The sequence below is a fragment of the Bacillota bacterium genome (assembly GCA_009711825.1).
Lineage (GTDB): Bacteria > Bacillota > Proteinivoracia > UBA4975 > VEMY01 > VEMY01.
The window spans coordinates 1-14,851 of the sequence record VEMY01000014.1 but is presented as its reverse complement, the minus strand read 5'-3'; the positions used below and the strand labels follow the sequence as shown (position 1 = coordinate 14,851).

Below are 14,851 nucleotides of genomic sequence, written 5' to 3'. Positions count from 1 at the left end.
ACCCATAGAATAAATTGCCATCCAGTGCGCACACTAGGTAAAAACCATGGGAAGGAGGTTGCCTGTGCGCCCGGAAAGAATTCACCTTTTGCGGGGGGCCAGCGCACGTCGCATGGCCGAAAAGGCCCGGGTTCCGTTGGGAACAATATCGCCCCTGCTGCGGAGTATGTACTATCAATGGGATTCTGAATACTGTCTGCAGCTGATGCTGGCCCGCTTTGGCGAGCCCAGTTACCGCCTGCGCTTTCGAGACAAGAGCGAGGCCTGGACATGGGTGCTCTGGTCTCGGCGTCCCGAGAACGTGATTGTCGTCGAGATCTGGCCGCAAAATTTGCCCCAGGGCTTTTATTTACATTGCCGGAACTGGAACAGTGTAGTCGTTGAGTTTTGTCTGTGGTTGACCCGCGGGCATTTGCACAGGCAGCTCTATCCGGCCTGGGAAGGATGAAAATGCCAACCATTAAATATTCGGACGTGCGGTTTCGGATGCGGACAATACCCCGGGAAATTAATCTCTTTGTTTGAGAACTCCCGGAGGACAAAAAAGACTCGTTGTTTGAGGTGGTACGGGAGTTGGAAAACGCCGGACTTATCGAGCTGGAAGGTCAATTGCCGCCACCGGATCATTGCTGATCCGGTGTTTTTTTGGTTTTGGGACCAGTATTTACCCATGCTTCGAGAGCAGGATTATTCAATCTCCCGGCGAAACTAGAAGGGACTATTATTATTTTCTAATCCCTAAGGAGGCTTTATTTATGAAACTTCATAACCTGGTCAGGGGTGCATTGCTTCTGGCCCTGGGCGTTGTCCTGCCTTTTTTGTTTCATTCCACAGGCATCGCCGGGCCGGTATTTCTGCCCATGCACATTCCTGTCCTGCTGGCGGGGTTTTTGGTCTGTCCCTGGGCCGGCATCTACGTAGGTTTGTTTTCACCACTAATTAGCCACTTTATTACCGGCGGAGCAATGCCGCCGATGGCGCCTGTGCCCCAGCTCATCTTTATGATGGTGGAGCTGCCGGTGCTGGGTTTATTTGCGGCCCTGCTATACCGCAAACTTAAACTGAACATATCCCTGGCCCTGCCCGGAGCGTTGATAGCAGGGCGAATAGCCCTGGGCCTCGCGGTGTGGGTGTTTATTGGCGTACTGGGCTATGAGTTCGCCTTTACACCGCTGGCGTTTGTAACTACAGCAATCACCACCGGTATTCCGGGAATTGCAATTCAGTTGGCAATCATCCCGATTCTGGTGCATGCAGTGGAAAGGAGGCGGAGCCCATGGGCGGAGATCTCAAGATAGCAGCGGAAATTCTCGAAACCGAAAACCAGTCTCTGGTGGTGGTGCGGGACGGACGCAAGCTGTTCTCCAGCTCTTTGCCCGGGGTCAAGTCGCTGCTGGATGCACTGGACAGCGATGTTCTGCCCGGCAGCGCCGTGGCGGACAAAGTCATCGGCCGGGCCGCAGCAATGATTGCCGCCCTAGGCGAAGTCAAAGCTGTTCACACGCCGCTGATGAGCCAGGGCGCAGCCGAAGTCTTCAGTTCCGCCGGCATCCTCTACAGCGCCGAAAAAATCGTTCCGTGTATCAAGAACCGTCAGGGCACTGGCCCCTGCCCCATCGAAGCTGCGACCGAATTCACCGTTGTGCCGGAAAAAGGCGTCGCTGCAATCCGCCAGCTCTTGCAAGAACTGCAGGGCGCCAACAAAACCCAACAAGCAGAAAAAGTGATTCATTAAAATAACGGGGCTCCGCGCCCCGTTATTTTAAATTGGGCCGGTTTTTTGTGGGTATCGTTACACCCAGGTTTAACCCAACAAAATAACCTACCGCTCTGCACCGTTAGGGACAGTTCGCCCGGGAGCAGGAGAACCGTCCCCGTGCTCCCGTTGCAGGAAAATACAGCCCCGACAGCGAATTGATAGATGTTTAATGTTTCTCCGAAAGGTGGACTTTTAATGTCTAAAATATTCGTGCTTGTCAATCCTGCATCTGCAAACGGCAGCACCCGTCAGGTGTGGCCGGAAATCAGCAAATACCTTAAACATAAGGGGCTGGAATTTGAAAGCGCTCTCACCATCGAACCCTATCAGGCGCCTGAGCTGGTGCGCGCCGCTTTGCAGCGGGGCTTTGAAACGGTGGTGGCCATCGGTGGCGATGGGACTGTCAACGAGGTGGTCAATGGTTTCTTCGACGGCGGCGAGGCCATCAACCCCGAGGCGCGCCTGGCGATAATTTCCCGGGGCACCGGCTGCGACCTAATCCGCACTTTGGGAATCCCCAAAGACTACAAAGAAGCTATTGACCGGATTGTCGCGAATCGGGAGTGCTGCATCGATTTGGGCCAGGTGGAGTTTACCGCCCATGATGGCAGCAGAGCCACACGCTGGTTTGTAAACATCGCCGATGCCGGACTGGGAGGGACAGTTGCCAACCGGGTCAACCACACCTCCAAATCCGCCGGCGGATTTCTCTCCTTCTTTTACGGCACCCTGTGGTCAATCCTCTCGTACCGGAGCGCTCCGGCAAAGGTAATCGCCGACGGCAAGGAAGTCTATGCCGGGTCGCTGGCCATGGCCGGCCTCGCCAACGGTTGTTACTTAGGCGGCGGCATGCATCTTTCCCCCGATTCCCAGCTGGACGACGGACTTCTGGATTTAGTAGTTATCCAGGGGATGCCCAAGCCCATATTGTTGGCGAACCTGGCCAAAGTCTATAAAGGCACCCATCTCAGCCATCCGAAAATCTTTACGCTCCCGGCCCGGGAGGTTGTCATTGAAGCCGAGCGGCCGTTGCTCCTGGAGCTAGACGGCGAGGCCCCGGGGACAACGCCCGCCCGCTTTAGCGTCCGCCCCCAGGCCCTGCGGGTTTTGGTCTAGGAATTTGAAAAACTGCCCTGGTGGCAGTTTTTCTGGTATTGTAACGAAATATGTCGAAAAAAGCACTCCGATAGTAGCTTGTGTCAAAGAGGATATTGGCGAATTCTGGCGAATATAACTAGACCGGGAGGTGATGACTCTGGAGTTGCCCATAGATTTAATCGAATATTGGGGAACGCACAAACAGACACCGATGTTGCTCCTAGATTTTAATAATATAATCATCTGGCATAACAAGTGGTCTGCCTGGTTGTTTGAACAGCCATTGCAAGAAGTAAATATCAGGCAACTCCAGTCGGGGGACATCCTGGAAGACTTCATTTCCTTGGTTCGGAAACATCAGCAACCGCCCATGCTCTCGATGACCATGTGCGATGTTCCGTTTCAGGTATCCGGTCAGCTGATTCAGCGAGAGGACGGGGAAGTTGTGCTGCTCAAATGGCACATGAACTTTCTGTCCACGGCCAGCATGTTGGAGGTGTACCGGATGATGCAGGATTTCGCGTTAGAGGCAGGGGATCGGGTCAATAACCCCCTTACCACTGTGCTTAACTGTTTGCACATGCTAAAACGTTCTGTGCCTGAATCCAACCCCAACTTTAATTTTCTGGAGCTGGCGCTGCGTGAGGCGACAACAATGCAGGAATTTGGCAATTATGTGCGGCGCTTGAGTAATGAACTGCCTGTTATGGATACTTTTGACCTTGTTGCCACCATTCGGGATGCCATGGACCGCCGGGGCTTGATGGACTGGGAGCTTGCGATACCGGAGGCGGTTCCGCCGGTAATCGGTGCCCTTGAGCACGCAAAAGTGGTGCTGGGCGGGTTCATCAGCCTAGTAAAGCAGGCAACGGGCAACAGCCCGGGCCGGGTCAGCATTGCCCAGACGTCTGAAGGCCGAGTGAGTGTTGTGATCGCTGCCGGCGAAGGGCGAGTCAGGGATTTGCGAATGCTCTCGGAAGAGTTCTACGGCGGCCTCGGCCTGATGTCCGCCCGCTATTTACTGACCCTGATGCAGGCCCATCTGGATTTGGATTATGGTGACGGCAATGCCGTTCAGATTGCATTTGTCCCTGGAGCAACAAAAGAGCTGTAGCAAACTACTTGCTGCAGCTCTTTTTTATTAATCTGAATGCCCGAGTTCGACCAGTTCGTTCCCGCGCCAAAAACACTATTCTCGTTTTTGGCGTCGCGCCTTGTCCAATTCTTCTCCCTCCGCCAGCCACTGCCAGTATTCCCGGGGTATGGCCCGGGCGGCATGCCGGGGATTGTTGCGCTCATCGATGAACTGGCTGCGGTAATAGGTGAGCCAGGTCCGGCGAAATGAATCCTTGTCCAGGTGACTGCGGAAGGGGGCCCCGTCCACCGGGCGCACCCTGCCCTTTAGCGCCAGCCAATCGCCCTGGGGCGTGAGCAGCACCAGTGGGGTGCCGGGATTGCGTCGCGCCAGCCCCAAGGCGACCAAATCGCCTGTGAGGTGCCGTGTTGGCGCCTCGCCTACCAGCAGTTCCTGAACGGGCGTCAGGCGGGTAAAGCCGGTAAGGCGGTGAATTTCCCGCACCACCTGGCTGCGCATCGCCAACAGTTTGTGGCTGGCCTCGCCAGCACCCCCCAGCAGATATTCCGGGCCGCGCTCCAGAAGCTCGGCAAGCGCCGAAACCATCAATGCCCAGTTACGACTTCGGTGCCGCAGGCAGAAAAACAGCAGACTGCGAATGCGCCCTTCGCCCAAGGCGCTCCCCCAGCGTTCCGATTCCAGCAATTGCAGGAACCGGCGGTGAACGGCAGGGTCATCGGTGTCCAGGGCCGGATGAAACAAGGTCTGCTCATCGCCGGCGATAATCTCCACCCCGTCCCGGAGGTGCAAGAGTGCTGCCCGCACAAAGGCGTCGGGGGTAAGGTCAAACTTGAGCATTTAGTCACCTCCAAACAAACTTAACTGCTGGAAATTGAACTGTGCCCGATTCGGCATTGCCAGCTTGCCCCGGATCAGCAGGTAGGGTGCGGCCCGGGATGTGACAACGCCAATGTTCTTCAGCTCATTGAGATTAGCAATCGTACCCTGACGGCGCACCTTTATAATCCTGCCGGCAGAAACCGGCCCGATACCGGGCACTCGCAAGAGCTCTTTACGGGTGGCCCGGTTCACCTCCAGGGGAAAGAAGCCGGGATTGGCCCGGGCCCAGGCGAGCTTAGGGTCCTGGTCCAGGGGCAATTGACCGTCGACAAAGGGCAGTTCCTCGACACGGAACCCATACTGGCGGAGGAGAAAATCGCTCTGGTAGAGCCGCTGCTCCCGCACCAGGGAGGTGCGGTCCAACACTGCCAGCGGCGTATCAGGCACCGGCACAAAGGCGCTGAAGTAGACCCGGAGCATGTTATAGCGCCGGTAGCAGTCCAGGGCCCGCTTGAGAATCGCCAGATCGGTCTCCTGGGCGGCGCCAACGATGAACTGGGTGGACTGGCGACCGCGATCGGCTGCCGTCAGCGTCCGCACCATTTCCATGGCGCCGGTAATATCCTCCCAGCTCTTGGCCCGGCTGAGGCGCGCGAGGCTCTCCTGGTCCGGGGTTTCACAGTTTATCGAGACCCGCTGGGCCAGCCGCACTGCCTCCTGGATATGGCCGGCGCTGCAACCGGGTATCAGTTTCAGATGTATGTAGCCCGTAAAGCCATGCTGACTGCGCAAAAGCTCGGCCGTCGCCAGCATTTTATCCATGGTTTTGTCGGCGTTGTCGTCAATTCCGGAGCTGAGGAAGAGGCCGGAGACGTAATTGCGCCGGTAAAAATCCATGAACAACCGCGCCAGCTCTTCCGGGGCAAATGTTGTCCGCGGCACATCCCGCTGCACCCGGTTGGGGCAGTAGGCACAGTCCCGCTCACAATTATTGCTCATCAGCACCCGGAGTAAGGAAATGCAACGTCCGTCGGGGGTAAAGGACTGGCAGACCCCGGAACCCTGGGGCCCGCTTGTTGAGGAACAGATATCATATTTGGCGCCTTCGCCCAAAACCTGTAACTTAGCCAAAGTCTCCATAGTCTCACCCCAAAAACATTATACCAAACATATGTTCTGGTGTAAACTGTTGCTCATTGTGATACACTAAAGAAACAAATTACCTGCGGAGTGAAGAAAATGCAAATAGTCGATTGTCGCGGGCAGGCCTGCCCGCAACCGGTTCTGAATGTAAAAAAAGCGCTGGCCAAAGGCCCTTTCCCATTGGAGGTGCTGGTGGATACCCCGGAAGCCGCCGGCAATGTCGGGCGGCTTTTGGATGCTAACCGCTGTGAATATACATGTAAGTCCTCGGGAACCCTGGTACGCTTTATGGTCAATAGTCCCGGCGCCGCCACCGAATCGCCAAAGGGGGAGGCCCCGGTCTGGCTGCTGACTGCCGACGTCTTGGGGAGCGGTGACCGAGAGCTGGGTCGAGTTTTGATGAAAAGCCTGTTGCACACCATCGGCGAAGGCCCTCCGCCAGCCGTGATTTACTTTTTAAACGCCGGCGTTCGGCTCTGTGCCGGTCCCGACGCCCTTAGCTCCCATTTGCAGCCCCTAGCGGACAGGGGTGTGGACCTGGCGTGCTGTGGCACCTGCCTGGACTTTTTTAAGCTTCAGAGTGAGCTCCATATCGGCCGGGTCACCAATATGTACGAGATTGTTGAAGGAATACAAACGGCCGGTAAGGTCATAACTATTTAAGGTGAAAATGTTTAAGTTGAGGGTTGGCAAGCGCGACAACCTGTGGTAACATGTAGTTATCAGTAACTATTACTGTTACTATAACGAAAAAATTTAAGGAGTGTGGTTGAGTTGAGCAAGTCCCTGAAAGGAACTCAAACGGAAAAGAACCTGATGGCGGCATTCGCCGGCGAGTCCCAGGCAAGGAACAAGTATACTTTCTATGCCCAAGTCGCCAAAAAAGAGGGCTATGAGCAAATCCACGGCCTGTTTATGGAAACTGCCGACAATGAGCGCGCCCATGCCAAGCAAATTTTCAAGTATCTTGGTGGCATCGGCAACACCATGGAAAACCTCAAGGACGCCGCTGATGGTGAGAATTACGAATGGACAACAATGTATAAAGAGTTTGAGGAAGTGGCCCGCCAGGAGGGCTTCGAAGAAATCGCCGACTTCTTCCACGAAGTGGCCGAAGTTGAAGAGCATCATGAGGCCCGCTATCTCAAGCTTTTGCAAAACATCAAGGATGGAGTTGTCTTCAAGCGTAGCGAAGAGACCCAGTGGAAGTGCCGGAACTGCGGTTATGTACATACCGGCAAAGAAGCGCCGGAGCTTTGCCCCGCTTGCTTCCATCCGCAAAGCTGGTATGAATTGATGGCGGAAAACTACTAAACCTACAATAAATAACTGGGAGGAGAGATTATTATGTGGAAATGTTCTGTATGCAATTACCTGCATGAAGGCGAAGGCGCCCCGGAAAAATGCCCCAAGTGTGGCGCCCCCCAGGAGAAATTCAACCAACTGGAAGCTGACAAAGCGAAACTGGTGGAGCGCAGCCGCTTCAGCAATGGTTTGCTCATGGATTTGATCGGCCTGTTGGAGGGTATCGAGGAGATGTCCGAACAGGGCATCGAAGATAATCTCGATCCCGGTTGTGTCAAGCTATACACCGAAGTTAAAGAATTTGCCGCTTTTGCCCGTCAATCTGCCAAGGCCGAAATTGAGAACCACATGGGCAAAGGCAAGTGGGGCTAAAACCACAGAGAACAGGGCGAAGCATTGACTTCGCCTGTTTTTTTGGATTATATTGGCTATAATATTCTGACAGGGAGGCGTTAATTTGCAAAATCTGAAGGAAGCTGCCCGCAATTTGCAACCCCAGCTGGTGGAATGGCGGCGTTGGTGCCATCAGCATCCGGGAATCGGCTACGAAGTAGAGGAAACCGCGGAGTACATAGCGCAAAAACTGCGGCAGTGGGACATCGAAGTAGAAACAGGGGTCGGGAAAAGTGGTGTGGTCGGCATCGTTCGTGGCGCCAAGCCCGGCCCGGTCATCGGCATCCGCGCCGACATGGACGCCCTGCCCGTTACCGAAGCCAACGAACACGAATATGTTTCCAAATATCCTGGCAAGATGCATGCCTGCGGCCATGATGGTCATGTGGCCATGGCGCTGGGCGCAGCGAAACTGCTCGCCGAAATGCGACAAGATTTGTCAGGGACTTTTGTTATAATATTTCAGCCGGCCGAAGAAGGCCTGGGCGGCGCTAAGGCAATGATAGATGATGGTGTCCTCAGCCGCCACAAGGTTCAGGCGATTGTCGGAGGCCATCTCGGCCTGATTGCCAAGGAGCTGACAGCCGGACAGGTGGGCGTCTGTTACGGCCCGATGATGGCTGCCACCTACAGTTTTGAGGCCAATGTCATTGGCAAGGGCGGTCATGGCGCCATGCCCCATGAGACGGTGGACCCAATCGTAATTGCCGCTGAAGTGGTCAGCGCCTGGCAGCGCATCGTCAGCCGGGAGATTTCACCCCTGCATCCGGCGGTGCTCACCGTGGGCAAGATCCAGGGTGGCTCCACCCACAACATAATTCCACCGCAGGTGGATATGCTAGGCACAATTCGTTACTTCCATCAGCCGGCCGGCGATAAGCTACGCAACCGCATGGAGCAAGTGCTGGCAAATATCTGTAAGGCCTGGGGCGCCGAATATAACTTCAGCTACGGCGATGGCTACCCGCCGGTGGTAAATGACAAGCAATTCACCCAGCTCTTTGCCGAAACCGCGGAAGTGCTTGTCGGCAGCGAAAACGTAGTGGAACTGACCACGCCCACCATGGGCGGCGAAGACATGTCCTTTTTCCTGCAGCAGGTGCCGGGCACGTTTTTCTTCCTGGGCGCCGGCAATCCCGACAAGGGTATTGTCTATCCCCATCATCACCCCAAGTTTGACCTGGATGAAGATGTGCTCTGGATGGGAACCGCCCTGCTGGCCGGAACCGCTTTGGAGTACACGAAAAAATAGTTTACCAGTTTTTGAAACAAAATCATGTGTTTCTACGTCTAACTATATAGGTGTGCAATAACCTGGGAGGTGGAGGCCAATGGCCAGATTTCGGTCGTTTCTAATCACTGTCGCCATCATTTGTGTTTTCGCTGTGTTGATCCATGCGGCAACATCTTGTGGTAAGAACACCGATGAACCGCTGTTGGCAGCCGCTGTTCAGGCTACAGTTTACGCTATAGACGAGGGAGTAACTTTGGTCATCGAAAATACCGAGAAGCTCAATCTTTTCCTGCCAACCAATTGGGAAGGGGTGGCAATCTACCGTCGGCAGAACAACAGTTGGTCAGAGTATTACCACCCCGCCCCCTCCCATGCCATGAAACCCACCGCCGCCGACGAGATTGTCTACGAAATACCGCCGGAGTTCCTCAGCCCTGGCACCTACCGCCTGGTTATCCAGGGATACTTTGGTGAAGACGGCACCCGGTTTAGCTTGGAATCACCCCGAATCAAGGTTACAGAGCCGGACTTCTTGGTGGCGGTGGAGCTGGGCGAGGTAATGAGGTTCAGCCTGGAGAACCACAAAGAAACCCCTGCCGTCCTCAGCGGCAGCCAGGCGTTGGCCCTAGAGAAGATGGTCGACTATGATACCTGGGACGGTGTTGAATGCACATTCCACGATTTCGGCCAGAATACCACCATTATTCCTCCGGGCGGGACGCTGGAATTCAGCGGTGAAGCCGAGCTTGCTCCTGGTGAATACCGCCTGCGGGTCACCGGACTGGCAGACGGCGACCACTCTGTGCTTGGAATCGCTAGGTTCAGCGTCGATTGACCGAGACACTATAATAAATTTCTCTAATGCGGTAATTTTCACCGCAAATAAGGTATAATTAATCTTGTGAAATTTTGAATAAACGGGGTGTAGGTGTGAAAGCATTCTTTCGCAAAATCAAAAAAAAGTATAGATCGCTGCCCAAGGCCAAGCGGGTCCTGACCGTTACTGTAATCGTGCTCCTGCTTACCGGATCGGTGGCAGGCGCAGCCAGCAGTTGGTACTGGAGCCGTCTGGGCGATACCAAAGGGCGCCTCCAAGTGGAATGGCCCGAAGGTGACAATGATGAAATCCTAGATATCTGGGAAGCTTTTGACGAGAACATAATCAACATCGCCCTTTTTGGCTTTGACCGCACAGAAGCGCGGGACGAAATCTACATTGCCTACCGGCCAGACACAATAATGGTCGCATCCATCAACCTGGAGACCGGGGAGGTGGACCTGGTCAGTATTCCCAGGGACACTTTGGTTCCTATTTACAACCGCGGGGGCGGTAAAGACAAGATCAACCACTCCTACTACTATGGCTGGGACAAAGCAATTACTGGCATTACTGACCCCGATGAGCAACATAAGAGTGGCCTCAACTCAGTACGTCAGACCGTGAGTATGGCATTGAATGTGCCAATCCACTATTGGGTTTCCTTGGATATGGACGGTGTGGTTGAGATTGTAAACATCATGGGCGGGGTCTGGTATGACGTGGAGCACGATGTCTACACCGGTCATGGTAACCGTGTCATCGAAAAGGGCTACCAAAAGCTCAATGGCCGTCAGTTTCTCTGGTATGCCCGAACCCGGGATTTCTACGATGGCGATTTGCGCCGCGTGCAAAACCAGCAGAATCTGTTGAAGGCAACATTCGAACAATTCGCCAGGGCAAACAAACTGGTAAAAGCTCCGGAAGTATATCTGAGCATGCGCAACAACGTGGAGACCAATCTCACGGTGGAACAGATGGCCTCCCTCGCTCTCTTTGCCACTCGCAATATTAAGCCCGAGAACATCGAGAGCCACATCTTGCCCGGGCGCATGGCCTATGGTCGTCCCAATGAGCGTTATACCCGCGCCAACACTTATTACATCATAGATCAGCAGGCCAGGGCCCAAATGATATACGATATCTGGGGCATTTCCGTCACACCTGGCGCCACCGACGTCTTGCTGCCACCGCTTCCCGATGATGATGGCGAAGAAGAAGAGGATGACGCCACACTGCCGGAGGTTCCGCCTGGAAATGGCAATGGGAATGGAAATGGCAATGGTACCGGTGGCGATGATAACGGGGACAACGGAAAAGATGAAGACAACGAGTGTGAATTCTGTGGTGACCCTGAATGCACCGGCGACTGTCAAGACCAAGAAGATTGTGACTGCGGTGAGCCTGGTTGCGAAGGCGATTGTGAGGACGAGGAACAGTGCAAAAAGTGTGGTAATAATTTAGAAGAATGCACTTGCGACAGCGATAACGAAGATGAGAACGGCGAAGAGGACGATAACGAAGCAGACAACTAGACTGACGATTACACAATTCAGCCCGCCACCGGCGGGCTGTTTTTTGAAAGCAATATCTGTAATTTACAAACCTTGCTTGTCACCGTATAATAAAGCACACGGGGGTGTAGAGCTTGCAAAAATTACTACAAAACATACACAATAAATTGGGACAAGCCCGCCGTTGGTTTAATTCCCAGAGCAAAAAAAAACGTGTCCTTCTCTTGACCAGCATCTTCTTGCTCATCACCGTGCCTCTAACAGGCGCTTGGTACTGGCAGCGTCTAAACGATACCAAAGGTCGGCTAATACCCGGTGATGTGGAATGGCCCGACAATGATGATGACGGAATTCTCGATATTAACGAGGCCTTTGATGAAAATATTATCAACATAGCTTTATTTGGCTTTGATCGCAACGAAGCCCGGGACGAAACCCATGACTCATACCGCCCTGATACGCTGATGGTAGCGGCTGTCAACCTGGAAACTGGCCAGGTGGATGTAATTAACATTCCCCGGGACACTTTGGTGCCCATCTATGACCGGGGTGGCGGCCGGGATAAGATCAATGCTTCCTACTATTACGGTTGGAGCACAGCGATTACCGGCCTCACAGATCCCCAGGAGCGGCATGAAAGCGGTCTCAACTCGGTGCGCCAGACGGTGAGCATGGCGCTTAACGTTCCAATCCATTATTGGGTTTCCCTGGACATGGATGGCGTCAGCGAGATTATCGACATCCTCGGTGGAGTTTGGTACGATGTCGAGACCAATGTCTATACCGGCCATGGAAATTTGGTTGTGGAAGCAGGATATCAACGACTCAGCGGGCGTCAATTCCTTTGGTATGTTCGTAACCGTGACTTTGCCCTTGGCGATATTCAGCGTAATAAAAATCAGCAGCAGATTATGGTAGCAGCTTTCGAGCAGTTTAGTCGGGCCAACAAGCTGCTAAAGGCGCCGGAAGTCTATATGAACATGCGCAACAATGTGGAGACCAACCTCACAGTTGAACAAATGGCTTCCCTGGCCTTGTTTGCCACCCACAATATACGCCCGGATAACATTAACACCCACATTATGCCGGGCTCACTGGGTATGGGCAGAATGAGCGAAAATGTCAGCTTCTCCAGTTGGTACTATCTAATCGACCAACAAGCCAGGGTGGAGCTAATCAAAGATATCTGGGGCATAAGTGTCGACCCAAGGCCCACCGATACCTTGTATCCGCCCCTTCCTGACGAAGAACCTGACGATGAGAGCGAGCATGACCCGCCACCCAAGGCCGATGAGGGACAGGGAGTCGACCCGTCTGATGAACAGGATGAAGTTGACGAGGGCACAGGTGACGATTCGGGTGGAGAGCAGGATAGTGACGACAATGACGACCCTGGCGCTGGTGACCAGGAAGAGGATCCCCAGGACCAGGAAGAGTCCGGAAATGAAGATGAATCTGAAAGCGAAGACGAGACAAATACTGAGAACAGTGAAGACGATTAGTACAAAGACTAGGGCTGCCCGCGGGCAGCCCTAGAATGATGATTAAGTCAAATATGCAGAAGTTAATATTCATGTAAGTAAACTTTGCGCAGCCAGGCAATCAGCGGTACGCCAAGGCCGAAGACCACAATCGCCTGACTGATGGCAATTGAAACAGCGGTCTGGCCGTAGGCCACCCAGTATGTGGTAGAGAACCATTCATCAGTGATAAACCAGGCCACATATGTACTGATTAACACCGCGTTAAAAATGACCGGGCTCAGAAACGCAAAGACTGTCTTTCTGGTGAGACGGGTAACAATTGCGGCCAGCAAAGTAATTGAACTGCCAAATACTATGTCTATCCAGCCAAACATGGAAATTGTGTTGGCCAGCAAACAACCGATAAATACCCCGGGAATTGCCTCAGGGAACAAGATTGGCAACACCGTAAGCGCTTCCGCCGGGCGGATTTGAATTGGCCCAAAGGCCAGGGAGGCCAGGGGGACAGTAAGGATTACATATAAAGCGGCAATTACGCCGCCACGAACCAAATGTTTTGTCAGCATTTCAACCACTCCTTGACAATAATTGCACTCCGGCAACTCATTTATTATAATTTAACTGGAGGAGGGATTCCATGCCTTTATACGAATTCAAATGCAAAAAGTGCGCCGGGCAAATGGAACAGCTGTGCAAGATGGGGGAGAGCGGTGAAGAACTGGTCTGCGCTCACTGTGGCTGCCGCGGCCTGGAGCGAATCGTATCTTCATTTGCCGCACCGGGGATAAAGGGCGGCGACAAGTGTGGCGGCTGCCCCGGCGGCAACTGCAGCTCTTGTTAACCGAATAACAGATTATTGTATACAAACCGGACTGTTATTTTCAGTTCGGTTTGTTTTTGTTAAGCAAAATTGGAATATTAAGCATATTCTCCTGCACATGGGAATAATATGTCCTATCAATATTTAGGAGGAGTTGCATGGCGAAACGATGTGCGTTGTTGTTGGTTGTGTTGTTGGTGTTATCGCCGATGACACTGTTTGCTGCTAGTGAGGAGCCGGTAATTGACATCAGCCCGATTTTTGAAGGCTGGATTCAAAACGATGATGGGACATACAATCTGTACTTTGGCTATGAAAACCGGAGTACGCTGGGCGGCGAACCTTATGTGGTCACAGCAGAAGACAGCATTACAAACAAACTTACTCCCGATACCTACAGCGAATTGTTGCCCACGGAATTTGGTTTCCCCGGTGTTGTCGAGGGGCGTCCTGGACGGACTGGTTTCGGGATCCATGAAACCAACGCCTTTGTAATTGAGAATTGGGACGGTGTTGGCAACATTGTCTGGAGTCTGGCCGGCAGTACTGCTACTGCCAGCATCAATCCAGACAAAGAGTTTAAACCCGTAATCGACATCAGCCCAATCTTTGAAGGCTGGGTAGAGCATGAGGACGGAACATACTCCGCGTATTTCGGTTATGAGAACCGCAGTACCCGGGCGGGGCAACCGTATGAAGTCGATGTGGCAAGGGATGATATTAGTAACTTTATCACCCCCGACACACATCAGGAGTTGCTGCCCACAGAATTTGGCTTCCCCAATGTAGTTGAGGGTCGCCCTGGCCGTACCGGATTTGGCGTTCATGAAACCAATGCTTTTGTGATTCATGATTGGGATGGCAGTAATATTGTATGGAATCTCAACGGCCGTACAGCAACCGCCGGCCTAGCCGGAACTGAGCTGACATTGCCCGAAGAGCCGGAGGATCCGGAAGAGCCTGCAGATCCACAAGATCCCAAGGAATCTGCAGATGAGCAAGAAGATCCGGTGATTGAAGATGACGAAAAAGAGGAACTGCCTAAAACCGGGACTAACGTTATGTGGTTGTTGCCGGTAGGCGTTGGCGCTGCTCTGGTTGGTCTACGTAAGTTAAGCAAAAAATAGACTGAACAGTATTAAAGGCACCTGCGAACTGGCAGGTGCCTTTACAAATTATTATATTTTGCTGAAAAAATATAAATTTTAGAAGGAGTTAGTGAAAACAAGTAGAATTACTAATGATTCCACTGCAGATATGGTCGTAATGACCACCAATTAGTTTAATTAGCATCTACCCATGGCCATTATTAGGCTAGTATCCCCATTGGAGGGTATGGCTGGGGACTTATCCCTCAGTAGCCACCCTC

The 14,851-nt window shown here is 53.2% G+C and carries 17 protein-coding genes and 1 pseudogene; 15 read left to right on the top strand and 3 right to left on the bottom strand.

Annotated features, from left to right (window positions below; genetic code table 11):
• The first annotated feature begins 64 nt into the window (after positions 1-64).
• The 6 genes and pseudogenes from FH749_06510 to FH749_06485 all read left to right on the top strand — a co-directional run bounded on the left by FH749_06510 (position 65) and on the right by FH749_06485 (position 3,971).
• Positions 65-448 (top strand): hypothetical protein, encoded by a 384-nt coding sequence (locus tag FH749_06510; protein ID MTI95126.1) that lies wholly within the window; start codon positions 65-67, stop codon positions 446-448.
• A pseudogene (locus tag FH749_06505) lies at positions 445-633 on the top strand (hypothetical protein). Before FH749_06510 ends, FH749_06505 begins: the two are co-directional and overlap by 4 nt.
• 122 nt (positions 634-755) lie before the next feature.
• Entirely contained in the window at positions 756-1,298 is a 543-nt protein-coding gene (locus FH749_06500; protein ID MTI95125.1) for an ECF transporter S component, read from the top strand.
• Complete coding sequence (locus FH749_06495; protein ID MTI95124.1) at positions 1,277-1,735, top strand: DUF1893 domain-containing protein; 459 nt, start codon at positions 1,277-1,279, stop codon at positions 1,733-1,735. The genes FH749_06500 and FH749_06495 overlap by 22 nt, the downstream gene beginning before the upstream one ends.
• A 186-nt stretch (positions 1,736-1,921) precedes the next feature.
• Positions 1,922-2,875, top strand: a complete 954-nt coding sequence (locus FH749_06490) for a diacylglycerol kinase family lipid kinase (protein ID MTI95123.1) — start codon at positions 1,922-1,924, stop codon at positions 2,873-2,875.
• A 133-nt stretch (positions 2,876-3,008) separates the two neighbouring features.
• Positions 3,009-3,971 carry a HAMP domain-containing histidine kinase gene (locus FH749_06485; protein MTI95122.1) on the top strand — a complete coding sequence of 321 codons (963 nt, stop codon included), beginning with the start codon at positions 3,009-3,011 and terminating at the stop codon, positions 3,969-3,971.
• Positions 3,972-4,046: 75 nt separating this feature from the next.
• On the opposite strand, the gene FH749_06480 is transcribed toward FH749_06485, so the two are convergent.
• Both FH749_06480 and FH749_06475 read right to left on the bottom strand, forming a co-directional pair.
• On the bottom strand, positions 4,047-4,790 hold the full coding sequence (locus FH749_06480; protein ID MTI95121.1) for a DUF4130 domain-containing protein: 744 nt from the start codon (positions 4,788-4,790) through the stop codon (positions 4,047-4,049).
• Positions 4,791-5,912 carry a putative DNA modification/repair radical SAM protein gene (locus FH749_06475; protein ID MTI95120.1) on the bottom strand — a complete coding sequence of 374 codons (1,122 nt, stop codon included), beginning with the start codon at positions 5,910-5,912 and terminating at the stop codon, positions 4,791-4,793.
• Between the two features lie 99 nt (positions 5,913-6,011).
• On the opposite strand from FH749_06475, the gene yedF reads away from it, so the two are divergent.
• The 7 genes from yedF (at position 6,012) to FH749_06440 (ending at position 12,680) form a co-directional block, all read left to right on the top strand.
• Complete coding sequence (yedF, locus tag FH749_06470) at positions 6,012-6,578, top strand: sulfurtransferase-like selenium metabolism protein YedF (protein MTI95119.1); 567 nt, start codon at positions 6,012-6,014, stop codon at positions 6,576-6,578.
• 153 nt (positions 6,579-6,731) lie between these two features.
• Positions 6,732-7,229 carry a rubrerythrin family protein gene (locus tag FH749_06465; GenBank protein MTI95118.1) on the top strand — a complete coding sequence of 166 codons (498 nt, stop codon included), beginning with the start codon at positions 6,732-6,734 and terminating at the stop codon, positions 7,227-7,229.
• Positions 7,230-7,256: 27 nt separating this feature from the next.
• The gene (locus tag FH749_06460; protein ID MTI95117.1) at positions 7,257-7,592 is read left to right on the top strand and encodes a rubredoxin; all 336 of its coding nucleotides are present in this window, start codon (positions 7,257-7,259) and stop codon (positions 7,590-7,592) included.
• Positions 7,593-7,677: 85 nt separating this feature from the next.
• A complete protein-coding gene (locus tag FH749_06455) occupies positions 7,678-8,865 on the top strand; it encodes an amidohydrolase (GenBank protein ID MTI95116.1) in 1,188 nt (395 codons plus the stop codon).
• 79 nt (positions 8,866-8,944) lie between these two features.
• The gene (locus FH749_06450) at positions 8,945-9,682 is read left to right on the top strand and encodes a hypothetical protein (protein ID MTI95115.1); all 738 of its coding nucleotides are present in this window, start codon (positions 8,945-8,947) and stop codon (positions 9,680-9,682) included.
• 95 nt (positions 9,683-9,777) lie between these two features.
• Positions 9,778-11,199, top strand: coding sequence for a hypothetical protein (locus FH749_06445; GenBank protein ID MTI95114.1), 1,422 nt, complete (start codon positions 9,778-9,780; stop codon positions 11,197-11,199).
• A gap of 113 nt (positions 11,200-11,312) precedes the next feature.
• A complete protein-coding gene (locus FH749_06440; protein MTI95113.1) occupies positions 11,313-12,680 on the top strand; it encodes a hypothetical protein in 1,368 nt (455 codons plus the stop codon).
• A 62-nt stretch (positions 12,681-12,742) separates the two neighbouring features.
• Here FH749_06440 and FH749_06435 read toward each other — a convergent pair whose 3' ends face one another.
• Positions 12,743-13,228 (bottom strand): QueT transporter family protein, encoded by a 486-nt coding sequence (locus tag FH749_06435; protein ID MTI95112.1) that lies wholly within the window; start codon positions 13,226-13,228, stop codon positions 12,743-12,745.
• Positions 13,229-13,299: 71 nt separating this feature from the next.
• Between FH749_06435 and FH749_06430 the strand changes: the two genes are divergently transcribed.
• Together FH749_06430 and FH749_06425 are read left to right on the top strand one after the other, a co-directional pair.
• Positions 13,300-13,503 carry a zinc ribbon domain-containing protein gene (locus tag FH749_06430; GenBank protein MTI95111.1) on the top strand — a complete coding sequence of 68 codons (204 nt, stop codon included), beginning with the start codon at positions 13,300-13,302 and terminating at the stop codon, positions 13,501-13,503.
• A 137-nt stretch (positions 13,504-13,640) separates the two neighbouring features.
• On the top strand, positions 13,641-14,609 hold the full coding sequence (locus tag FH749_06425; GenBank protein MTI95110.1) for a hypothetical protein: 969 nt from the start codon (positions 13,641-13,643) through the stop codon (positions 14,607-14,609).
• The last annotated feature ends 242 nt before the right edge of the window (positions 14,610-14,851 follow it).

Coding starts and splice junctions, on each gene's coding strand:
- FH749_06500 (MTI95125.1), top strand. CDS start 756: ATGAAACTTCATAACCTGGTCAGGGGTGCATTGCTTCTGGCCCTGGGC.
- FH749_06495 (MTI95124.1), top strand. CDS start 1,277: ATGGGCGGAGATCTCAAGATAGCAGCGGAAATTCTCGAAACCGAAAAC.
- FH749_06490 (MTI95123.1), top strand. CDS start 1,922: ATGTTTAATGTTTCTCCGAAAGGTGGACTTTTAATGTCTAAAATATTC.
- FH749_06485 (MTI95122.1), top strand. CDS start 3,009: ATGACTCTGGAGTTGCCCATAGATTTAATCGAATATTGGGGAACGCAC.
- FH749_06480 (MTI95121.1), bottom strand. CDS start 4,790: ATGCTCAAGTTTGACCTTACCCCCGACGCCTTTGTGCGGGCAGCACTC.
- FH749_06475 (MTI95120.1), bottom strand. CDS start 5,912: ATGGAGACTTTGGCTAAGTTACAGGTTTTGGGCGAAGGCGCCAAATAT.
- yedF (MTI95119.1), top strand. CDS start 6,012: ATGCAAATAGTCGATTGTCGCGGGCAGGCCTGCCCGCAACCGGTTCTG.
- FH749_06465 (MTI95118.1), top strand. CDS start 6,732: ATGGCGGCATTCGCCGGCGAGTCCCAGGCAAGGAACAAGTATACTTTC.
- FH749_06450 (MTI95115.1), top strand. CDS start 8,945: ATGGCCAGATTTCGGTCGTTTCTAATCACTGTCGCCATCATTTGTGTT.
- FH749_06435 (MTI95112.1), bottom strand. CDS start 13,228: ATGCTGACAAAACATTTGGTTCGTGGCGGCGTAATTGCCGCTTTATAT.
- FH749_06430 (MTI95111.1), top strand. CDS start 13,300: ATGCCTTTATACGAATTCAAATGCAAAAAGTGCGCCGGGCAAATGGAA.
- FH749_06425 (MTI95110.1), top strand. CDS start 13,641: ATGGCGAAACGATGTGCGTTGTTGTTGGTTGTGTTGTTGGTGTTATCG.